Genomic DNA, 16,116 nt, shown 5'->3' with positions numbered 1-16,116 from the left:
CGCGGCACACTCGCGAGCGTCGACAACCAGAAGATGGACTATGCGCGTCCCGACCAAGTACGTAGATTTGCTCTATTTCCTTGTTGTCCTGCAACTCGTCACCCAAAGGCAGACGCGCGAGTGGCTGTCGCCCTTTCAGCTCGTCGAATCGCTGCAAGGCTGGCTGATCGTCCATCGCGCGAAATGCGAGTGGCGCGATCGTGTCTGGATCGGCCATGCGTCGCTTCAGATAGCGAAGTCGGTCCGCCCGGTCGACCACGCTGCATTGCCGGACCCGCTCCCTGATGCGGCGAAAGACCCGGCGCCCCCTCCACGAGACGCTCTCGCCGGTCGGGCGAGTCTACGGATGAAGTGCATCCGCTACCTCAGGGAGCAGGTCTGATCGCGGCAGCACTCGCACGAGCGACAATGCGTCCAATCACGCAGATGGCGCAGACCGCCGGTTGCAACCCGGCATCACTCGATCGATCGGCAACAACCGTGCCGCCGGCTGCTGCGCAGCCCGACCGCCTCCCCGGCCGAGCCGCGCGACACGGCCGTTTTCCACGAAGGCGCGCCGCAAACGGCGGTGTTCGCCGTCGAACTGGCCATGCAATTCGGCAGGGGCATCGTCGACGGCGAGATCGCTCCAGCAGAGCTCCGCCCCACCAACCGCAGCGAGTTCGCCGCGACTGGCCGACAACCCGCTCACTTCGCTCCGAGGGAACCATGAAATACCAGGAAAGCACGGCAATCGATCGACGCGATCAGGCAACCCGGCAAAAGCTGCGCGACGACCTCGCCCGCGCCGACATCGAACGGGCCGACAGGCGTACGCAAAACGACACCCACATCAACTCCAATGCGAGCAAGTGGCGCTATTTCAGCCCCGACCATCGGGTGAAGTAAATGACGCGGCACTGCTCCCGGCACAGGCGGCGGTTGACGTTCGCGCCTCGCGTCGTCGTGCGCGCATCGCGCAGGCTGCACCGCGGACGGTTCGGCGTCAGATACGCTGGCGCAGGCGGATCGAGAATTCGGCGCTCGCCGTGATCCCGCGTTGCTCCGCGCAACGACATCGCTCGTACAAGCGGGCCGGCAATTGCTCGTTCGATGCGGACGAGTGCTTGCAGCATCGATGAACCAATCATCTCCCGCAGCGGGGTTCAAATGCGGTCGTTTGCATATGCTCGTCGATCACTGCGACGACGTTGTCCCGTATCGGGATAATCATAAAGAACCGGCACCCTTGGCGCCGCTGCCCGACGACGGACATCGCGGCATTGCAGGCGCCGTTTGTCGTAACGAGCGACGTGCCAAAGTAAAAAGCCGGCGCTTGGCCGGCTTCGAGTTCCGCCTTGCTGGGGCGGCTCCTCGTGCTGTTTGAGAACGAGGAGTTTTGCTACACGTGGGTCAATGGTTCGACATGAAACCCATGCCCAGCCGTTTCCTTGCATCGGAAATGCGTTGCTTGGGCGTGACGGCTTTCCACGAAAAGGTATGGCGTCTTTGCCAGTCCGGATGAACAACGGGCATGCCGTCGTCGGTCGCGCGTGCGTCCGCGTGTTCTTGTTGCCCGTCCTGCGAATTCTTTTCTCGTTTCGGATGATCGTTCATCAACAAGCTCCCTCAAGCAACCGCGTTTCGTCATGGACTGGCTTGCACCGCCCGAGTCGAGATCAAGCTGTGCAAGAGATATGGATCGCAACGGCCCGCTTCCATCACGGCGTACCCATCTCCATGAAGTCTGCGGCCGATCGGCTGTCTGTACGTCACAAACAAGCATGCGCCTGCGGGCGCCGGCAGTCGGTACGCTGCCGTACGGACCCGATGGCACGGACAGGCACGTGGCCTCGGTGCCGGTTCTAAAGGCGTTTCAAATCAGGAAGCAAGCGGTCGAATTCTCGCCTGACCACGCCGTAGCATTCGCACACGCGCTTTTCGAGCCCGGCGCGATCCAATACCTCGATGTGTCCATAGTTGTACCGGATCAACCCGGCATCCTGAAGTTTCAGCGCAGCTTCCGTCACGCCCGACCGTCTGACACCGAGCATGTTGGCGATCAACTCCTGCGTCATTTTCAGTTCGCTCGATGGCAGCCGGTCGAGACTGAGCAGGAGCCATCGACAAAGCTGCTGATCGATTGAATGATGTCGATTGCAAACGGCGGTTTGCGCCATCTGGGTGATGAGCGCCTGGGTGTAGCGCAGCAAGAGCCGCTGCGTCGACCCGCCTCGACGGAACTCTTCTTTCAGGATGCGTGCATCGAGTCGGTAAGCGTGTCCGGCGCTTTGGACAATCGCGCGGCTCGGGGTCGTTTCGCCCCCCATGAACAGCGCGATGCCGATCAACCCGTCGTTGCCGACGATGGCGATTTCGGCTGACGAACCGTCCTCCATCACATACAACAGCGAGACGATGGATGTCGTTGGAAAATAGACATGGCTGAGCGCGCCACCCGACTCGTACAGCACCTTTCCCAACGGCATGTCGACCAGCACGAGATGCGGCGAAATATGCGCCAGAGCTTCTGCCGGCAAGGCTGCGAGCAGATGATTGTCAATCGGAGATGGCTGCCCCGACATAGGTCGCTCCTGCAGTGATTGCGGCCTCCACCCGGAGCGGCGCGACGCCACGAAGCGTCATCGGCTCAAGATTCGAACTCGCGAAGCAGACGTTGCGCGAGGATCTTGGCGTCTTCGAGCGCGAGATCGTACTGCTCCCGATCGAAATCGGTCTGGTATGGGGGATCATCGTTCGGCCCCTCGTCGGCTCGGCGCAAATACACATAGCCTCGGTACACGCCACGCGCAGATTCCATCACACGAATGCGTGCGAAGTGGGTTTTGGTACTGAATGTGAAATCGTCCATGATGACTTTCTTCATGTGTTCAATCATCCTAGCACTCCGGATGAAATTGACCGGAGAGGTCGAATCCGGACAGGATCGACGCGCGGGCTGTCCGTCAAGGCTGTCTCTCGTACGGCGGAAATGCCGACAAACGTGGATCGTCCACCGCGCCACCGACGGTGAAGTGATACAGGGATTGCCAGACATGATCCTTCGCGCCGAGCAATGCGTGCATTTCATCATCGAAAAAGCAGCCGATCCCCGTCGCGCGCACGCCGGCGGCTTCTGCTTCGAGATAGAGCGCCTGGCCAAGCATCCCGCACTCCCAGAACAGATGGCGATAGCGCCATGGTTGCTCCAACGCGATTTCGAATCTCGCGATCATCCCGAGCGCAAAGCAGGACTCGGCGGCGATATCCTGATGGCAGCAGATCAACCTTGCCGTCGCGCGCAAATCGTAAGGCAGTAGAAGATAGAGCGGCAGGTCGTCCGGTCCGGTCTTTTGCCACAGCCATTCCGAACGCAGGGATTGCTTGAGATTCGGCAGTGCGCCTGGGTTTCTTGCGAGCATATAGAGGCCCGGCTCCAGGCCGTCGACACGATGCACCAACAGCGCCGCCTGCACCGTGGCTGGAGACGTCAGCGCATTCCACGGCGGTGTGCCGGAACGTGCCAGCAGGCATGTCAGCATGCTGAAGAAGGCCGCGTCGCCGATGCGCGTCGTGCCATCGAAATTCACGGCGCTGCGACGCTGTCTGGCGATTCGGGCGAAGCCGAGATCGAGGGCTGGCGTCGCCGGCGCCGAGCACGGCTCCGGGTTCGGCGACGGTGGCTCGCGAGTGCGGGTCTTGTGCGTGGCGCGATGAATCGAATCGATGTCCGGCCACGTCACATGCCCCGAACTCAGCTGATTGGCGCGCCCGTGCCACTGTGCGCTACCCAACGCGAGCCGCATGCTCTCGAGATCGGGTCGCATCTCGGGGTTGCCGATCCAGAGCAAAAGGTCCGGTGCCTCCGCTTCGGCTTCGCTGAAATCTTCGCGGCGATCCACTCCAAGCAAATCGGCAACTGCATCATCCGCAGCCGCCTCCACCAACCGCGTCTGCCAGCCGAGCGCGGCGGCTGCATAACTCATCGCAGCGACGACATGGCCGCAATCCTGTTGGCAGTAGCGCCAGGCGCGCATTCCATATTTCCACGCTTCGCGCCAATGGATCGAGCTGATGCCGACCAGGACGCCACTTCCCGAGAACGCGTCGGTCCACTGCGGCTCGTCCACCGCGGCACGATGTTCAAACGCATGATCCCGGCTCAGGTAATGGTGGACGCCTGCGGACAAGCCAGGCAGCGCCGGACACAGAAGATAGCCCTCGGTCGGGTGCAGATTCCCGCTCGAAGGATTGCAGCGCAATGCCCACCGCTGCGCCCCATAGGATTTCCACCCCGACAAGCCGAGCGAGAGTTCGAACAGGATTGCCAGACTGGACAGATCGAATTCGTGCGCGGGCGGCAGGTTGCCGCAACGCAACGCGTTGTAGCGCGTGGCCAGCGTGTCCGCGTCTAATGGCAGAGCAACGCGCGGTGCGCCGCGAAACACCCGGAACGGGTCCGGCTGGGTTGCCCAGTCGAGCCTCCCGGGGCCGGGAGCGTAGAAGTCGAGACGGTGCTTGCTGCGTTCGTGATAATCGAGCAGCGCATGCCTTAACCGATCCATGTCCACCTCAGACCCGGAATACCCGCACACGCGACTGCACAGAACCGGATGGCTCGACGCAGGAGCGCGGCCGTCATCACGTCGTCGAATCCGGTACGCACCTTCCTTCAAGTCGAATTCGCCTAGGTGCGAGTGCTTGTTTTCCCCGAGGTCTTCAGTATGCGATCGACAGGAAATAGTCGCGGGCTCGCCGGACCGAGCCGCCCGGGCTCTCCGCCCGAACGATCGGCAGTCCCGACGCCCGCGGACGATTACCCACGGCCAGTACAGGTCGGAAGGAAGGCGTACGTCGGGTCGGGTGCGTGCGTAAAGCGGCCCCGTCTCACGAGATCATGTACCTGTTCTGGGGGCCGCCCTTGTAAAGATCTCTGGCGAGCCCGAGGATCCGGTCGCGGTTGCGGTCGAAGGCCGCCAGCAACGCGGGCTCGCTCGAATCCATGTCGGAGTTCAGTTTCGCCAGCATCGCATCGTCGACCAGAAAGGTAATCTCGCGAGCATTGTCGTAGCCCCAGAAGCACACGCAGTGTCTGGACATGTCGTAGGTGCGACTGGGATTAGGAAAGTTGAGTGCCGCGTCGATTTTTCCCATCTAACCCTCCTGGCAGATATAACGCCACTTGCTCGCGTTGACATCGAGGCGGGCGTCATTTTCGCGTCGCTTCTCGGCGCGCTCGATGTCCGCGCGCTTCAGTGCCTGGGCGCGGGACTTCTGCACGTCGACGTAATCGTTTTGCCTGACGGACGTGGCGGACTTTCCTTCGGTTTGCTTGGGCATGCCGGTTCCCGAAAAGTGAATTTCAAATGTCCGGACCGTCGCGGTGACCGAATTTCGTCGTCGTCCGCCCTGCAGGAGGCACGAAGACGACCCGCGGGCTTGCCGCCGACGGCCTCTGTTGCGCCCTGAACTGCCGGATCGAGCCTCGCGGGGGGCCGGGTTGACGCACGACGTTCGCAGCTTCGACGTTCGCGCGCGGGGTCGTTGTGGTGAGCGTTCTGCGGAACTGTGCGGATAGGGGAAGCGTAAGGAGTCGAAACAAAATCACCGGTCGCGCACATCGAACCTCATGAGAATGCGCCCTATATCACGGCCACGCAAGCGCTATCTCGCGTCAGTGCCATCAGCGGCACGATTCCCTCCAGGCCACACTCCTGTCATCAACCCGGACTTGGCGGCCGCCGGCCAGCACTTTCCCGGCCCCACGACCCAAGCGACGCACAGCGTACGCGGCGGCTTGTTCAGCGTCGCGCACAACTATCGTCACTGCTCCGTGGAGCGGGATCGGAACCGCATCGTTGACCACGTCGTCAGTGCTTGTGGTGCAGCCAGCCCATGTGATGTGCATCAAGCCACTGAACCATCCCTTCGCCCTTGTGGTCGCGCAGGTAACGCAGCGCCAGCATGACCGCGATGGCGAATACGACCGCCAGGCCAACTACAAAGCTAATCATCGACTGAGTCATGGCAACCTCCTTGACAGGTCGCGACCATCTTTACATTGTAGGTGATGCACTCGCGGAAACCAGCGTCCGGCACGGCTTCTGTCCCTCAGGAAAACGAATCAGTGTGTCCCTGGCCCGACGGTCGATGGAGGCCGGCAGCTTCGCTTCGGCTCCGGCCGGTTTTCTGGTCCGCCGGACAAAAAGGGGCCGGCGTTTGGCTGGCTTCTGTCATACGCGAAAACGAAACACCGCCGGCAAGCCGGCGGCAAAAGATGCGTCCGCGGATGACGTGGCGCACCTGAGGCACTCGCTTCAGCGAGCACGGGTCATTCAGCAGCGAATGACCCGCGCGATGCGACTACGCCGGAGGCGCCCGCTCAGTTCTGCGTGAGCGGATTCAGTGTCGTGCACAGGAAGCCCGTGCAGTTCGTCGGCTTGAAATAAAACGACGCCATCACCGGGGTCGTCGTGCCGAGCGCGAGATCGCCCAGATACGCGGAGCCCTGCGCGCCAAACGTGTTCGACTGCTGGACGAAGCTGTCGCCGGTCGACTGGATCGAGGCCGACTGGTACGTGAAGGTCGGCGACTGTGTCTGGTCCTTCACGTAGACCCACGAGATCGTGCTGCCGAACAGCATCCCGCCTTTCGCGCGATAACCCTTCGCGCCTTCGCTGTTGGCCTGCGCGATGAAGTCGCTGACGTTCGACGTCGGCACCAGCGCATCGTACGTGTAGGTCGCATTCGACGCGTTGTTCTTCATGTACACGTTCGCCTGCACCGGTCCGACCATCATCGGACCCACGAACCAGTAGCCCGACTGGCCCTGGCCGTTCGCCTGCGCGAGGAACGCGTTCGTGTCGGCCGGCAGGCCCGTTGTCGCGTACGTATAGGTAGCCGACGAGCCGCCGTCCTTGCGATAGAGATAGCCGTACGTAAGCGGCCCTTCGAAGCGGTAGCCGTTCGCGCCTTGCGCGTTGGCCTGGCTGACGAAGCCCGTCATGTCGGCCGGCGTCGACTGCAACTGGTACGTATAGGTCTGCACGGTGCCGTCGTTCACGAAGATCGAGCGCGAACCGCCGTTGGATGCGCTGTAGAAGTAGTCGCCCAGATAACGATAGCCCTTCGCGCCTTCACCGTTGAGCAGCGTCAGGAAACTCGCCTGATCCGCCGCGGTCGGCTGGGCGTCGTAACGCAGCGTCAGCGTGCTGCCGCCCGAGCCACCCGAACCGCCGCTGCCACCGCTGCCGCCGCTTCCCGTACCGCCGGAACCCGTGCCGCCGCTTCCGCCGTTATTGCTCGTGCCCGATCCGCTGCCGGACGATGCGGGCGAGGAATTGTCGTCGCCGCCGCAAGCGGTTAGCGCCAGACAGGTCAATGCGATCAATGCAAAGGCTTTCATCGGAGTCACCTCGGAACGAAAAGGACGGACGAAGCCGATACGCGCAGATCACGCCGCGCGCACGGACATTCACGTATCGGAAATCGGCCGGCGGCGCACCACCGGCCCGTGGACGTCAATTGACCTGGAGCTGGCCGCCGCGGCCGAGGCCGCCCTTGACGTCCTGCGCCTTGTAGCTGCGCAGTGCGACGACCATCTTGTTGTACGCGTCGATGAACGCGACGACCGTCGCCTTGCCTTCCGGCGTCGACGAGAAGCCGGCGAGCGCGCCGCCCACGCCGCCGCCGAATCCGCCCAGCGCCGCGCCGTAGTTGGTCGCCGTCGAGCTGCCTTCCGACGCCGCGATCTGCACGGCCGAGCGCACGTCGAACAGCGTCAGCGTCACGACCGACGCCTTCGTCTGCAGGTGGCCGGCCACCGCCGCCACCGCACCGTTGCCGATCAGCCCGCCGATCATGCTGCCGATGCCGCCGATCGGCGAATCGTTGATGACGATCTGCGGTTCCATGTAGTAGTCGGCCGCGACACGCTGGCCCTTCTGCTGCTTCGAGCCCGCACGGTATTCGCCCGAACTGCGCTGCAGCTGCGTGATGCGCGACAGGCGCGCGTCGCTCTTCTGGTTGCCGATCGACGTGATCACGAAGCAGTTCGACTGCTGGACCGCCAGGCGCAGCAGCGGGTCGATCGTCGTCATCTTGGTCGCGCTGCCGAACGGGCCCCACCAGTCGGCGTTGCGGCCGTCGTCGACGGCGATCGTGCCCAGCGGCGACGCGCAGCGCTGCAGCCCCGAATCGGCGCCGGCGCTCGTGCCGCCTGCCGCGGCACCCGTCACGCCGGCGTTCTGGCCTCCGGGCGTCACCACGCCGCCGCAGCCCGCGACGGACGCACAAAGCGCTGCAACCAGCGCACCTTGGGTGAGACGATGGGAAAGGATGGTCTTCATGTCGTTATCGTTCGATAGAGTCGTTGTTCGGCTTACGTGTCCGTACGAACGTCGATAAGCCCCCCGGCGTGGCGCGCGATGGTGGTCTCCCCGCTGCCGCCCCCGTTGCTTCCGGCCTGGTCAGTAGTACCAGTACGTCTGATTCCAGACGCCGTAGTACGGATAGCCCGAATACCAGTAGCCGTAATAGACGTCACGCCATTGCGTGCGCCATTTCCAGTCTTCTTCGTCTTCCTTCTTCGCCTGGCGCGCGAGTTCGAGCAGCTTCTTCGATTCCTTGTCGCCGCGGCCGGCCGCGATCGACAGCCATTTGTCCGCTTCGCGCGGATCGGAGCCCATTTCCTCGAGGCCGAACAGGTAGAAGCTGCCGAGCGCCTTCTGCGCACGCAGGTCGCCGCGCTCGGCGGCGTCGCGCATCCACTTGAGTGCCTGGTAGCTGTCCTGGCGCACGCCGTCGCCGCGGAAATAACGCAGGCCGAGATCGTAGGCCGCCTTCGGCTGGGCCTTCGCGGCCTGCTTCAGCGCGACGATGCGAGGGTCTTCGCGATCGTCCGCATCGCCCCTATTTTGGTAGGAGACCTGATCTTTAGGTCGATCAGAACAGCCGGTGTCGTCGCAGATCCGCACCGCGTTGCTGGTCACGGACGGATCCTGCGCGCACGCGGCCAGCAGCAACAGCAGCCCCGGTGCGAGTAAACGGCGATACATGAGTACTTTCCTCGAGTTCTATTTGCGCCGACTGCTTCGCGCGATCCCACCCCGCGAGCGCGCACCGGTTTGCGCGCGGCGCGGCGAATACCATCCGCCAGCACCGACACGTAGCCAAGGCTCTCTCAGGTTCTCTTTTTGTCTTGCGTATTACCACTGCATCGCCAGAAGCCGGCAAGAGGCACAATGCGCCGCCGGCATTCCTTCAATTCCGCCACTGTGCCCGCTGCGGCACCGTCGAGCGGTGAATCGATGGCTCACGTTCCAGTTTTTTTAAAGCACGCAGCATCGACCGTCGCTTACCAGTTTCAAATGATACATATCGGTCTATATCATAGTCAAGACAACTTGCGAACGCACATCATGGGCGGGCCCGCCAAGTCCGGGAGATCGGTGGCGAGACCGGATGTGACCGAGCGGTACAATGCTAGAATGTCCGTTCTATGCAGTCGGAAGAATCAAGGAGGGAACCGTTCGTGCGAGCCAGCAAACGCCAGTTGGTGGTAGATAAAGCTACCGAACTGTTCTCGAAACACGGTTTTCATCCGGTCGGTGTCGACTGGATAATCGACGATTCTCGCGTCGCCCGAATGACGCTATATCGGCATTTTCCGAGCAAGGACGAACTGATCCGGGAAGTGCTGGTCCAGCGTTACGACCTGATCGTAGGCAGTATCAGCGCGCAACTGCAGCACGTCGCCGATCCGGTCGAGCGGGTCAAGACGATCTTCGACTGGTACGAAGCGTGGTTCAATACGCCGGCATTCGCCGGCTGCCTGTTCGAGCGCGCGCTGGCCGAATTCGGAACGGCGTATGCGCCCATCTCGGATGTCGCGATCCGCTATCGCCGCAAGATGGTCGAATGGATCGCCGAACTGCTCGCGAATCTCGTTTCGCCCGAAACGGCACAACGGCTGGCGACCGTTTATATGATGCTGCTGGACGGTGCAACAGTCGAAGCGAGAGCGTTCAACGATCCGGCATCTGCAGGGCGGGCGTGGCAAGCCGCGAAAGCGCTTCTGGAACAGGAAATACGTACCGGCACCGAGCACGCGAAACGCGCGGACGCCCATACGCAACGCGCGTGATCCGAGTGGGGCCGGAACGTCGCCCGCTAATTCTTGAAAACTTGATGGCGATCAAGCTGCCACGAGCCGCGCGCGCAAAAAATTACCCCGTGCAATACCTTGGTTTGCCACCGGGAGACGCTCATGAGCACCAGCACGTCAACCTTCCAGGCAGGGGCTTCTCTCCAACGGGTACTGATCGCAATCGACGGCTCCGTTGCATCCGACCGGGCAGTCGCCTATGCGCAGCACATCGTTCCACCGAATGCGTCGGTACACATCGTAAGTATTGCGGAAAATCCGCGAACGCTCGTTCCGCTCGGATCACAGGCCACTGCATTTCTCGAGGCCGCGCGCAACGAGTTGCTTAAAGACGCATCCGACTCCGTGTCACGCGCCAAAAACGCAATGCAGCGCGACGATATCGACATCGACACGGAAGTAATCGACCTGTCCAAGCATGGCGGCGATATCGTGCGTGCACTGGTCGAGAGTACGGAAGTTCTCCAGGCCGAGCTTCTGATTGTCGGTGCACATCAGCACCATGGTTTGCGCAGATGGATTGAAGGAACGGTTTCGGGCCCGCTTGCCAGGCTTGTTCGTTGCCCGCTGCTTATCGTTCCGGAAAGTTTCGTCTCGGCTGCCGGGCATCTGCCGCAGCGGATCCTGTTTGCCGTTGACGGAAGTCCGCTGGCGCTCCACGCATTGCGAGTCGGATTGCAGTTCTCGAGACCCGATACCGAGTTACGCGCGATCTACGTACAGGATCGCGCCGTATCGCTGGGTGACTTCGTACCTGTCGAAGCAATAGAGGGCGCATTGATCAACGAAGGGAATCAGGCGCTGCAAGAAGCCACGACCGTGCTCGATGGCGTAGCCGCGCACTCGCAGTCGCGACTGCTTCAAACGGATCGAACCGGCTCAGACGTTTCTCAGGTAATCGTGCACGAAGCTATCGAATGGAATGCGGACATGATCGTCATGGGCACCCATGGGCGGCGAGGCATCGCGGGCTGGGTTGTCGGTAGCGTTGCAGGCCGCGTCGCACGGATCACGAAGACGCCTGTCCTTCTCGTGAATGCGCGTCGCGAGTGACGCGTTTTTTGTCACGCATCCGTTCCGACTGCGTGGAACAGTTCCTCCTCTTGAGCACAATGCAGGCGTACGATTGCTTCCAATCCGTACAGCAAGCGTTGTATCGCCTGCATCTGCGTGACGTCCGGTCCGTCATCCGGCATGTCCGTGACCATCTGCCTGAGCGACCGAACCATCTTGAAAATTTCCCTGTGCGCGCTGCTCATCGCCGCGAGCGGGTCCTCGCCACCGAGGAGCGGCGCGAGACGCGGGTAGACGTCGAGGTCGTCCGATTGTTCGTGAGGCAGAAGCCGTTCGTCCAGCGAGTCGATTACATCAGCGAGTTCGCTGGCCATGAGTGCGCCGGATAGCTTAGGTATGCGATCTGCCAGATCCCGGATCTGGTCCATCACTGGCGCCAATGCCAAATGCTCGCTCTTGAGTTTTTCGACGTCGATGTCGGCGACGCGAGCCTCCGTCGACCTCGGGCGCACAAGTGACGCCCGTAACGCATTGATGATGACGACCACGTCGATGACTTCCTGAATCACCGCACCGGCGATCGGCTGCAGGAATCCCAACGCAGCAATCGTCATGGCGGCAACAGACAACGACATGCCAATCACCACGCTCTGCAGTGCAATCCGGCGCGACTGCCGGGCGATACGCATCGCGTCCACGAGTCGATCCAGCCGATCCACCAGCAGTACCACGTCGGCCGCTTCCGACGACGCCGCCGCCCCGCGCGCACCCATCGCAATACCGACATCGGCCGCCGCCAGCGCTGGCGCGTCATTCACGCCGTCGCCCACCATGATCACTACGCCCTCCTTGCGAGCTGCCCGAATGGCGGCAAGCTTGTCCGTTGGCGTTTGCTCGGCGCGCACATCAGTTACGCCCAATAGTTCGCCAACGGTTTCCGCAATGTCCCGCCGGTCACCGGTCAGCATGATGAGACGCTTGACGCCCTCGCGTTTCAGCAGCCGCAATGCCCTCGGCGTTTCCAGCCGCACCTGGTCGGCCATTTGAATTGCGCCGATCATGACGCCATCCACCCCAACGAATACAGCAGCCCCGCCCTGGCTGCCGACCCGCCGAAGGAAGGCGTCGCTCCAGGGCACAACGGTCGAACGGGCGGATACGTACCCGAACTTGCCGATTGCGACGGTCCGGTTGTCGACCTGGCCCGTCACGCCTTCGCCGGCCGTTTCCTCGACGGCCGACGGCGGAGAAAGGTTGACGTGGCGTTCCCGCGCCGCGACCGTCAACGCATCCGAGATGACGTGCCCCGAAGCTTGCGCCAAGGATGCCGCGAAACGCAGCACATCGTGCGTTCCGACATCCGGGCCGCACTCGATCGAAACGATGCGCGCCCGGCCACCCGTCAGCGTCCCTGTCTTGTCGAAGAAGAGAATCGTCGCTTGCGCTAGACGTTCCAGCGCGCCTCCGCCTTTGACCAGAACGCCTCGCTTCGAACAGCGCGACATGCCGGAAACGATTGCTACCGGCACTGCGAGGATCAACGGACATGGAGTGGCTACGACGAGCACGGCAAGCGCGCGTGCAACGTCGCCCGTCACCAGCCAGGAGATACCCGCGATCAGCAGCGAAACCAGCACGAAGAATGCCGCATAGCGATCCGCAAGACGGACGGCCGGACTGCGCTCCCGTTGCGCACTCTCGACCATCCGGACGATGCCGGCAAATGTGCTGTCGCCGACCGTCGCGCGGGCGACCATTTCAAACGGGGCGCCGGCGTTTACCACGCCGCTGCACGCGAGCTCCCCGGAGCTTCGCCGCTGGATCGACGACTCGCCCGTCAGCATGGATTCGTCCAGTTCCGCGTCGTCGGTCAGCGTGCCGTCGACCGGCACGAATTCACCGCTTCGCACGAGCAGCCGGTCGCCGGGGCGGATAGTTTCCAGCGCGACAGAATGCCATTCACCATTCTCGAATCGGATTGCCTGCCGGGGCGCACGGCTGAGCAGCGCGGTCATCTCGCGTTGCGCGCGATCTTGCGCATACCGTTCGAGGGTACGTCCGCTGGCCAGCATCAATGCAATGACGGCGGCGGTGAGCGTCTCGTCGAGCGCCATCGCCAGCCCGATCGCCAGCCACGCGAGAACATCGATGCCGGCCTGCCGCCTCACGACGGCCTTTGCAATGGATACGGTCAACGCGAGCAAGACCGGCAACGTGCCGAGCAGCCAGACGACTCGCGCAAGTGAAGGCAGGCCGAACGCAACGCACATGCCTCCACCTGCGAGCGTAACGGCGGCAAAGACCAGCAACATGAAATCGATTGACCAGGGAATTCGAGACATGACGATATTTCAGATCCCCGTACATGGACGTGTCCGGCAAGCCCGAATCCGGTCGCGGATCGCGTTGCATCAGTCTAAGAAACGCTTCCGTTCAATGCTTGACCTGGGTCAGGACGACGTGCCTCCGGCGAAATGCGGGCACGCCGCCTTGCTTGACGTGAGTCAAGCCGTCGACTCCTTTCGTCAGCAAAATGGAATCGTGATGCCGGATGGCCTGGAGTCGATATCGTGCTAACGCTGGCCGTGCTGTTCCTCGTGATTCTTCTGCTGAATCTCATACCGGCGTTCGCCCCTCCGACCTGGATGGCGATGTCGTGGGTCGGGTTCAATCTGCCTGCCGGAAATCCATTGATCTTTGCTGTCGTCGCGGCTGGCGCAGCGACAACGGGCCGTGTCATTCTGGCTACCTTCGCGAGGTCGCTCGTCCGGTCCCGCTGGATACGGGATTCCGATCGCGAGAATATCGGCATCGCGACACACTGGCTGCGGAAGCACAAGACGCTCACCGCCAGCGCATTCTTTTTCTATGCATTGAGCCCGCTTCCATCGAACTATCTCTTCATCGCGTATGGACTATCAGGGTTGCCGCTCAAAATCATCGCCGCGGCGTTCTTCATCGGCCGCGCAATGACCTATGCGATCTGGGCGCTCCTCGGCCGCTTTGCGTCGACCCGGCTGGATGTGGAATCGCAGCTCGAAGGCACTTACCTCGGCGGATACTTCGTCGTCACGCAACTGGTATTGCTCGGCTTCGTCTTCGCGTTGATGAAGCTCAATTGGCGTGCACTCGTCAACGAACGTCGATTGACGTTTCGACGCGGTCATCATCCGGGCAACTCGGGATGACATGAACGGGCGTGCCCCGGGAGAGTATGGCAGGCAAACGCGCCACCGCCCTGCACCGACCCACCCGCCGAGGCAGCATTTTGGACGAGCGTATCGGCGGGCCCTTCTTGTCTACGCACGTCGAATCTCCGACGCGATTTCGGTGACGCTTTCCCGCTTGCGGGGATCGACGTGCGTCATCACGTTCAGAACACGATGATGCCTCATCACGCGAGCACGCGCGTCGACTGCGATAGCATGCCCTTGAGCAACGGTGAGGTCGGCATCGATGTCGAGATGCACGTCGACGAGGATCAGATCGCCCGTCTTTCGCGTGCGCAGATCGTGCGCGTCAAGCACGCCCGGTGTCGTACGCAGCGTCGCGAGGATCGCCTGCACATCTTTGGCGTCGGCGGATCGATCCATCAAGTCGTGCAATGCGTCCCAACCGAAAGTACCGCCCATTCTCGCAATCATCCCGCCGACGATCAGCGCGGCAATGGGATCAAGAAGCGGGTAACCGAGCAAATTACCGACGATGCCGAACGCGACCACAAGAGAGGACGCGGCATCCGAGCGCGCATGCCATGCGTTGGCGACCAACATGCTCGATTTCACCCGCGTCGCAACCGCAAGCATGTAACGGAACAAGCTTTCCTTCGCGATAAGCGCAATAACCGCGACCCATAGAGCAACCGCGTGGACGCGCCGGATTGCTTCCGGATGTTCCAGTTTCTGTATCGCGGACCAGAGCATCCCGCCACCGACCAGTAGCAGGATCAATGCAAGTGCAAGCGATGCGCCGGTCTCGAAGCGCTGATGTCCGTACGGATGCTTTGCGTCAACGGGCCTCCTGCTATGGTGACTGGCCACCAGGACGACGAAATCCGCGAGCAAATCTGACAATGAATGAATACCGTCTGCGACGAGACCTTGCGATCGAGACAGGACGCCTATCACCACCTGTCCGATGCTTAGCACGAGATTCACCGCGACGCTCACCCAGGTGCTTCGAGTGGCTGCCACGGCCGCCGCTGGCGTCGCTTCCGCAACGGTCTCCGGGAAATCATCGCTGTTCTTTGACGTCACGATCCGTGTCACATCCCAAGGGTTGAGCGAACCGGGTCGGCACGTGCTTACCGGTCATGGCATGTCAGCAAGTCGAAAACACGGGGCAAGGACGCACGCGGTTCCAATGCAGACGTTCAGAGCGCAAGTTCGTCGAGCGCCATTCGCGCACGTGCGGCATTCATCATCGACGGGTCGGCGCACATTTGACCGCAACGTGATCCCCGGTATGCGTTCGATAGTATTGACGGTCACTCGCCGGTACTTGATCTGAAACAAGGGATCTGCCGCCCTTCCCTATACGGTTGAATACACGAAAATGGTTTGGAGGCTTCCATGTCCAGAACGAATACGTTCACCGTTTCTTGCCTGCTCGGCGTTGCAATCGCGATGACGTTCGGTTTTGCCGATGCCCAGCCACGTCAGCCCGCCCGCAGTATGGCCAGTGAGGCAGGAGGCATGATTTACGGCAGCCAGCTGATGACGCCGGCCGAGCGGAATGAATACCGTACTCGTATGCACGCCGCGGCGTCGGACGAGGAGCGCGAAAAAATACGTGACGAACACCACGCCGAAATGCAGAAGCGGGCAAAAGCACGCGGCATTAAGCTCCCGGACGTTCCCCCCCACATGAAGGGCATGCATCGGGGGCAAGGCATGGGCATGGGCTACATGCACGGCCAACCTGGCGGTCCCGGAAACGGCGCGGCCAGCCAATGATCA

Annotated in this window: 18 protein-coding genes; 6 read left to right on the top strand and 12 right to left on the bottom strand. The window is 62.0% G+C overall.

The annotated features are described in order from the left end of the window. Positions 1-40: 40 nt before the first annotated feature. The gene (locus DM992_RS26765; protein ID WP_111019341.1) at positions 41-382 is read left to right on the top strand and encodes a hypothetical protein; all 342 of its coding nucleotides are present in this window, start codon (positions 41-43) and stop codon (positions 380-382) included. Positions 383-708: 326 nt separating this feature from the next. After that, positions 709-888 carry a hypothetical protein gene (locus tag DM992_RS26760; RefSeq protein WP_111019340.1) on the top strand — a complete coding sequence of 60 codons (180 nt, stop codon included), beginning with the start codon at positions 709-711 and terminating at the stop codon, positions 886-888. Positions 889-1,392: 504 nt separating this feature from the next. Here DM992_RS26760 and DM992_RS26750 read toward each other — a convergent pair. From DM992_RS26750 to DM992_RS26710, 10 genes are all read right to left on the bottom strand, one after another. Further along, positions 1,393-1,596, bottom strand: a complete 204-nt coding sequence (locus tag DM992_RS26750) for a hypothetical protein (RefSeq protein WP_111019339.1) — start codon at positions 1,594-1,596, stop codon at positions 1,393-1,395. Between the two features lie 248 nt (positions 1,597-1,844). Further along, a complete protein-coding gene (locus DM992_RS26745; protein WP_111019338.1) occupies positions 1,845-2,564 on the bottom strand; it encodes a Crp/Fnr family transcriptional regulator in 720 nt (239 codons plus the stop codon). A 65-nt stretch (positions 2,565-2,629) separates the two neighbouring features. Next, positions 2,630-2,866 carry a hypothetical protein gene (locus DM992_RS26740; protein WP_239511353.1) on the bottom strand — a complete coding sequence of 79 codons (237 nt, stop codon included), beginning with the start codon at positions 2,864-2,866 and terminating at the stop codon, positions 2,630-2,632. A 79-nt stretch (positions 2,867-2,945) separates the two neighbouring features. Further along, positions 2,946-4,544 carry a SagB/ThcOx family dehydrogenase gene (locus DM992_RS26735; RefSeq protein ID WP_111019337.1) on the bottom strand — a complete coding sequence of 533 codons (1,599 nt, stop codon included), beginning with the start codon at positions 4,542-4,544 and terminating at the stop codon, positions 2,946-2,948. Positions 4,545-4,866: 322 nt separating this feature from the next. Further along, positions 4,867-5,133: a DUF1488 domain-containing protein gene (locus DM992_RS26730; protein ID WP_034181437.1), complete on the bottom strand. Its 267-nt coding sequence runs from the start codon at positions 5,131-5,133 to the stop codon at positions 4,867-4,869. Next, complete coding sequence (locus DM992_RS26725) at positions 5,134-5,319, bottom strand: hypothetical protein (protein WP_111019336.1); 186 nt, start codon at positions 5,317-5,319, stop codon at positions 5,134-5,136. 530 nt (positions 5,320-5,849) lie between these two features. Further along, positions 5,850-6,005, bottom strand: a complete 156-nt coding sequence (locus DM992_RS42385; protein WP_204356127.1) for a hypothetical protein — start codon at positions 6,003-6,005, stop codon at positions 5,850-5,852. 356 nt (positions 6,006-6,361) lie between these two features. Beyond that, positions 6,362-7,384, bottom strand: coding sequence for a hypothetical protein (locus DM992_RS26720; RefSeq protein WP_111019335.1), 1,023 nt, complete (start codon positions 7,382-7,384; stop codon positions 6,362-6,364). A 115-nt stretch (positions 7,385-7,499) separates the two neighbouring features. Then, the gene (locus tag DM992_RS26715) at positions 7,500-8,327 is read right to left on the bottom strand and encodes a hypothetical protein (RefSeq protein ID WP_111019334.1); all 828 of its coding nucleotides are present in this window, start codon (positions 8,325-8,327) and stop codon (positions 7,500-7,502) included. A 120-nt stretch (positions 8,328-8,447) separates the two neighbouring features. Then, positions 8,448-9,035 carry an SEL1-like repeat protein gene (locus DM992_RS26710; protein WP_111019333.1) on the bottom strand — a complete coding sequence of 196 codons (588 nt, stop codon included), beginning with the start codon at positions 9,033-9,035 and terminating at the stop codon, positions 8,448-8,450. 476 nt (positions 9,036-9,511) lie between these two features. Here DM992_RS26710 and DM992_RS26705 point away from each other — a divergent pair, with 476 nt between their 5' ends. Continuing rightward, positions 9,512-10,123, top strand: a complete 612-nt coding sequence (locus DM992_RS26705) for a TetR/AcrR family transcriptional regulator (protein WP_111019332.1) — start codon at positions 9,512-9,514, stop codon at positions 10,121-10,123. 123 nt (positions 10,124-10,246) lie between these two features. Beyond that, complete coding sequence (locus tag DM992_RS26700) at positions 10,247-11,197, top strand: universal stress protein (protein WP_111019331.1); 951 nt, start codon at positions 10,247-10,249, stop codon at positions 11,195-11,197. Between the two features lie 11 nt (positions 11,198-11,208). On the opposite strand, the gene DM992_RS26695 is transcribed toward DM992_RS26700, so the two are convergent. Continuing rightward, entirely contained in the window at positions 11,209-13,500 is a 2,292-nt protein-coding gene (locus tag DM992_RS26695; protein WP_111019330.1) for a heavy metal translocating P-type ATPase, read from the bottom strand. 228 nt (positions 13,501-13,728) lie between these two features. Between DM992_RS26695 and DM992_RS26690 the strand changes: the two genes are divergently transcribed. Beyond that, positions 13,729-14,346: a hypothetical protein gene (locus tag DM992_RS26690; RefSeq protein ID WP_111019329.1), complete on the top strand. Its 618-nt coding sequence runs from the start codon at positions 13,729-13,731 to the stop codon at positions 14,344-14,346. 111 nt (positions 14,347-14,457) lie between these two features. Here DM992_RS26690 and DM992_RS26685 read toward each other — a convergent pair whose 3' ends face one another. After that, on the bottom strand, positions 14,458-15,327 hold the full coding sequence (locus tag DM992_RS26685) for a cation diffusion facilitator family transporter (RefSeq protein WP_343212475.1): 870 nt from the start codon (positions 15,325-15,327) through the stop codon (positions 14,458-14,460). Between the two features lie 402 nt (positions 15,328-15,729). Between DM992_RS26685 and DM992_RS26680 the strand changes: the two genes are divergently transcribed. Beyond that, complete coding sequence (locus tag DM992_RS26680; protein WP_111019328.1) at positions 15,730-16,113, top strand: hypothetical protein; 384 nt, start codon at positions 15,730-15,732, stop codon at positions 16,111-16,113. The last annotated feature ends 3 nt before the right edge of the window (positions 16,114-16,116 follow it).

The sequence above is a fragment of the Burkholderia sp. JP2-270 genome, assembly GCF_003233675.1.
In the GTDB taxonomy this organism is placed as follows: Bacteria; Pseudomonadota; Gammaproteobacteria; order Burkholderiales; family Burkholderiaceae; genus Burkholderia; species Burkholderia pyrrocinia_C.
This window is presented reverse-complemented; position numbering and strand designations above follow the sequence as displayed.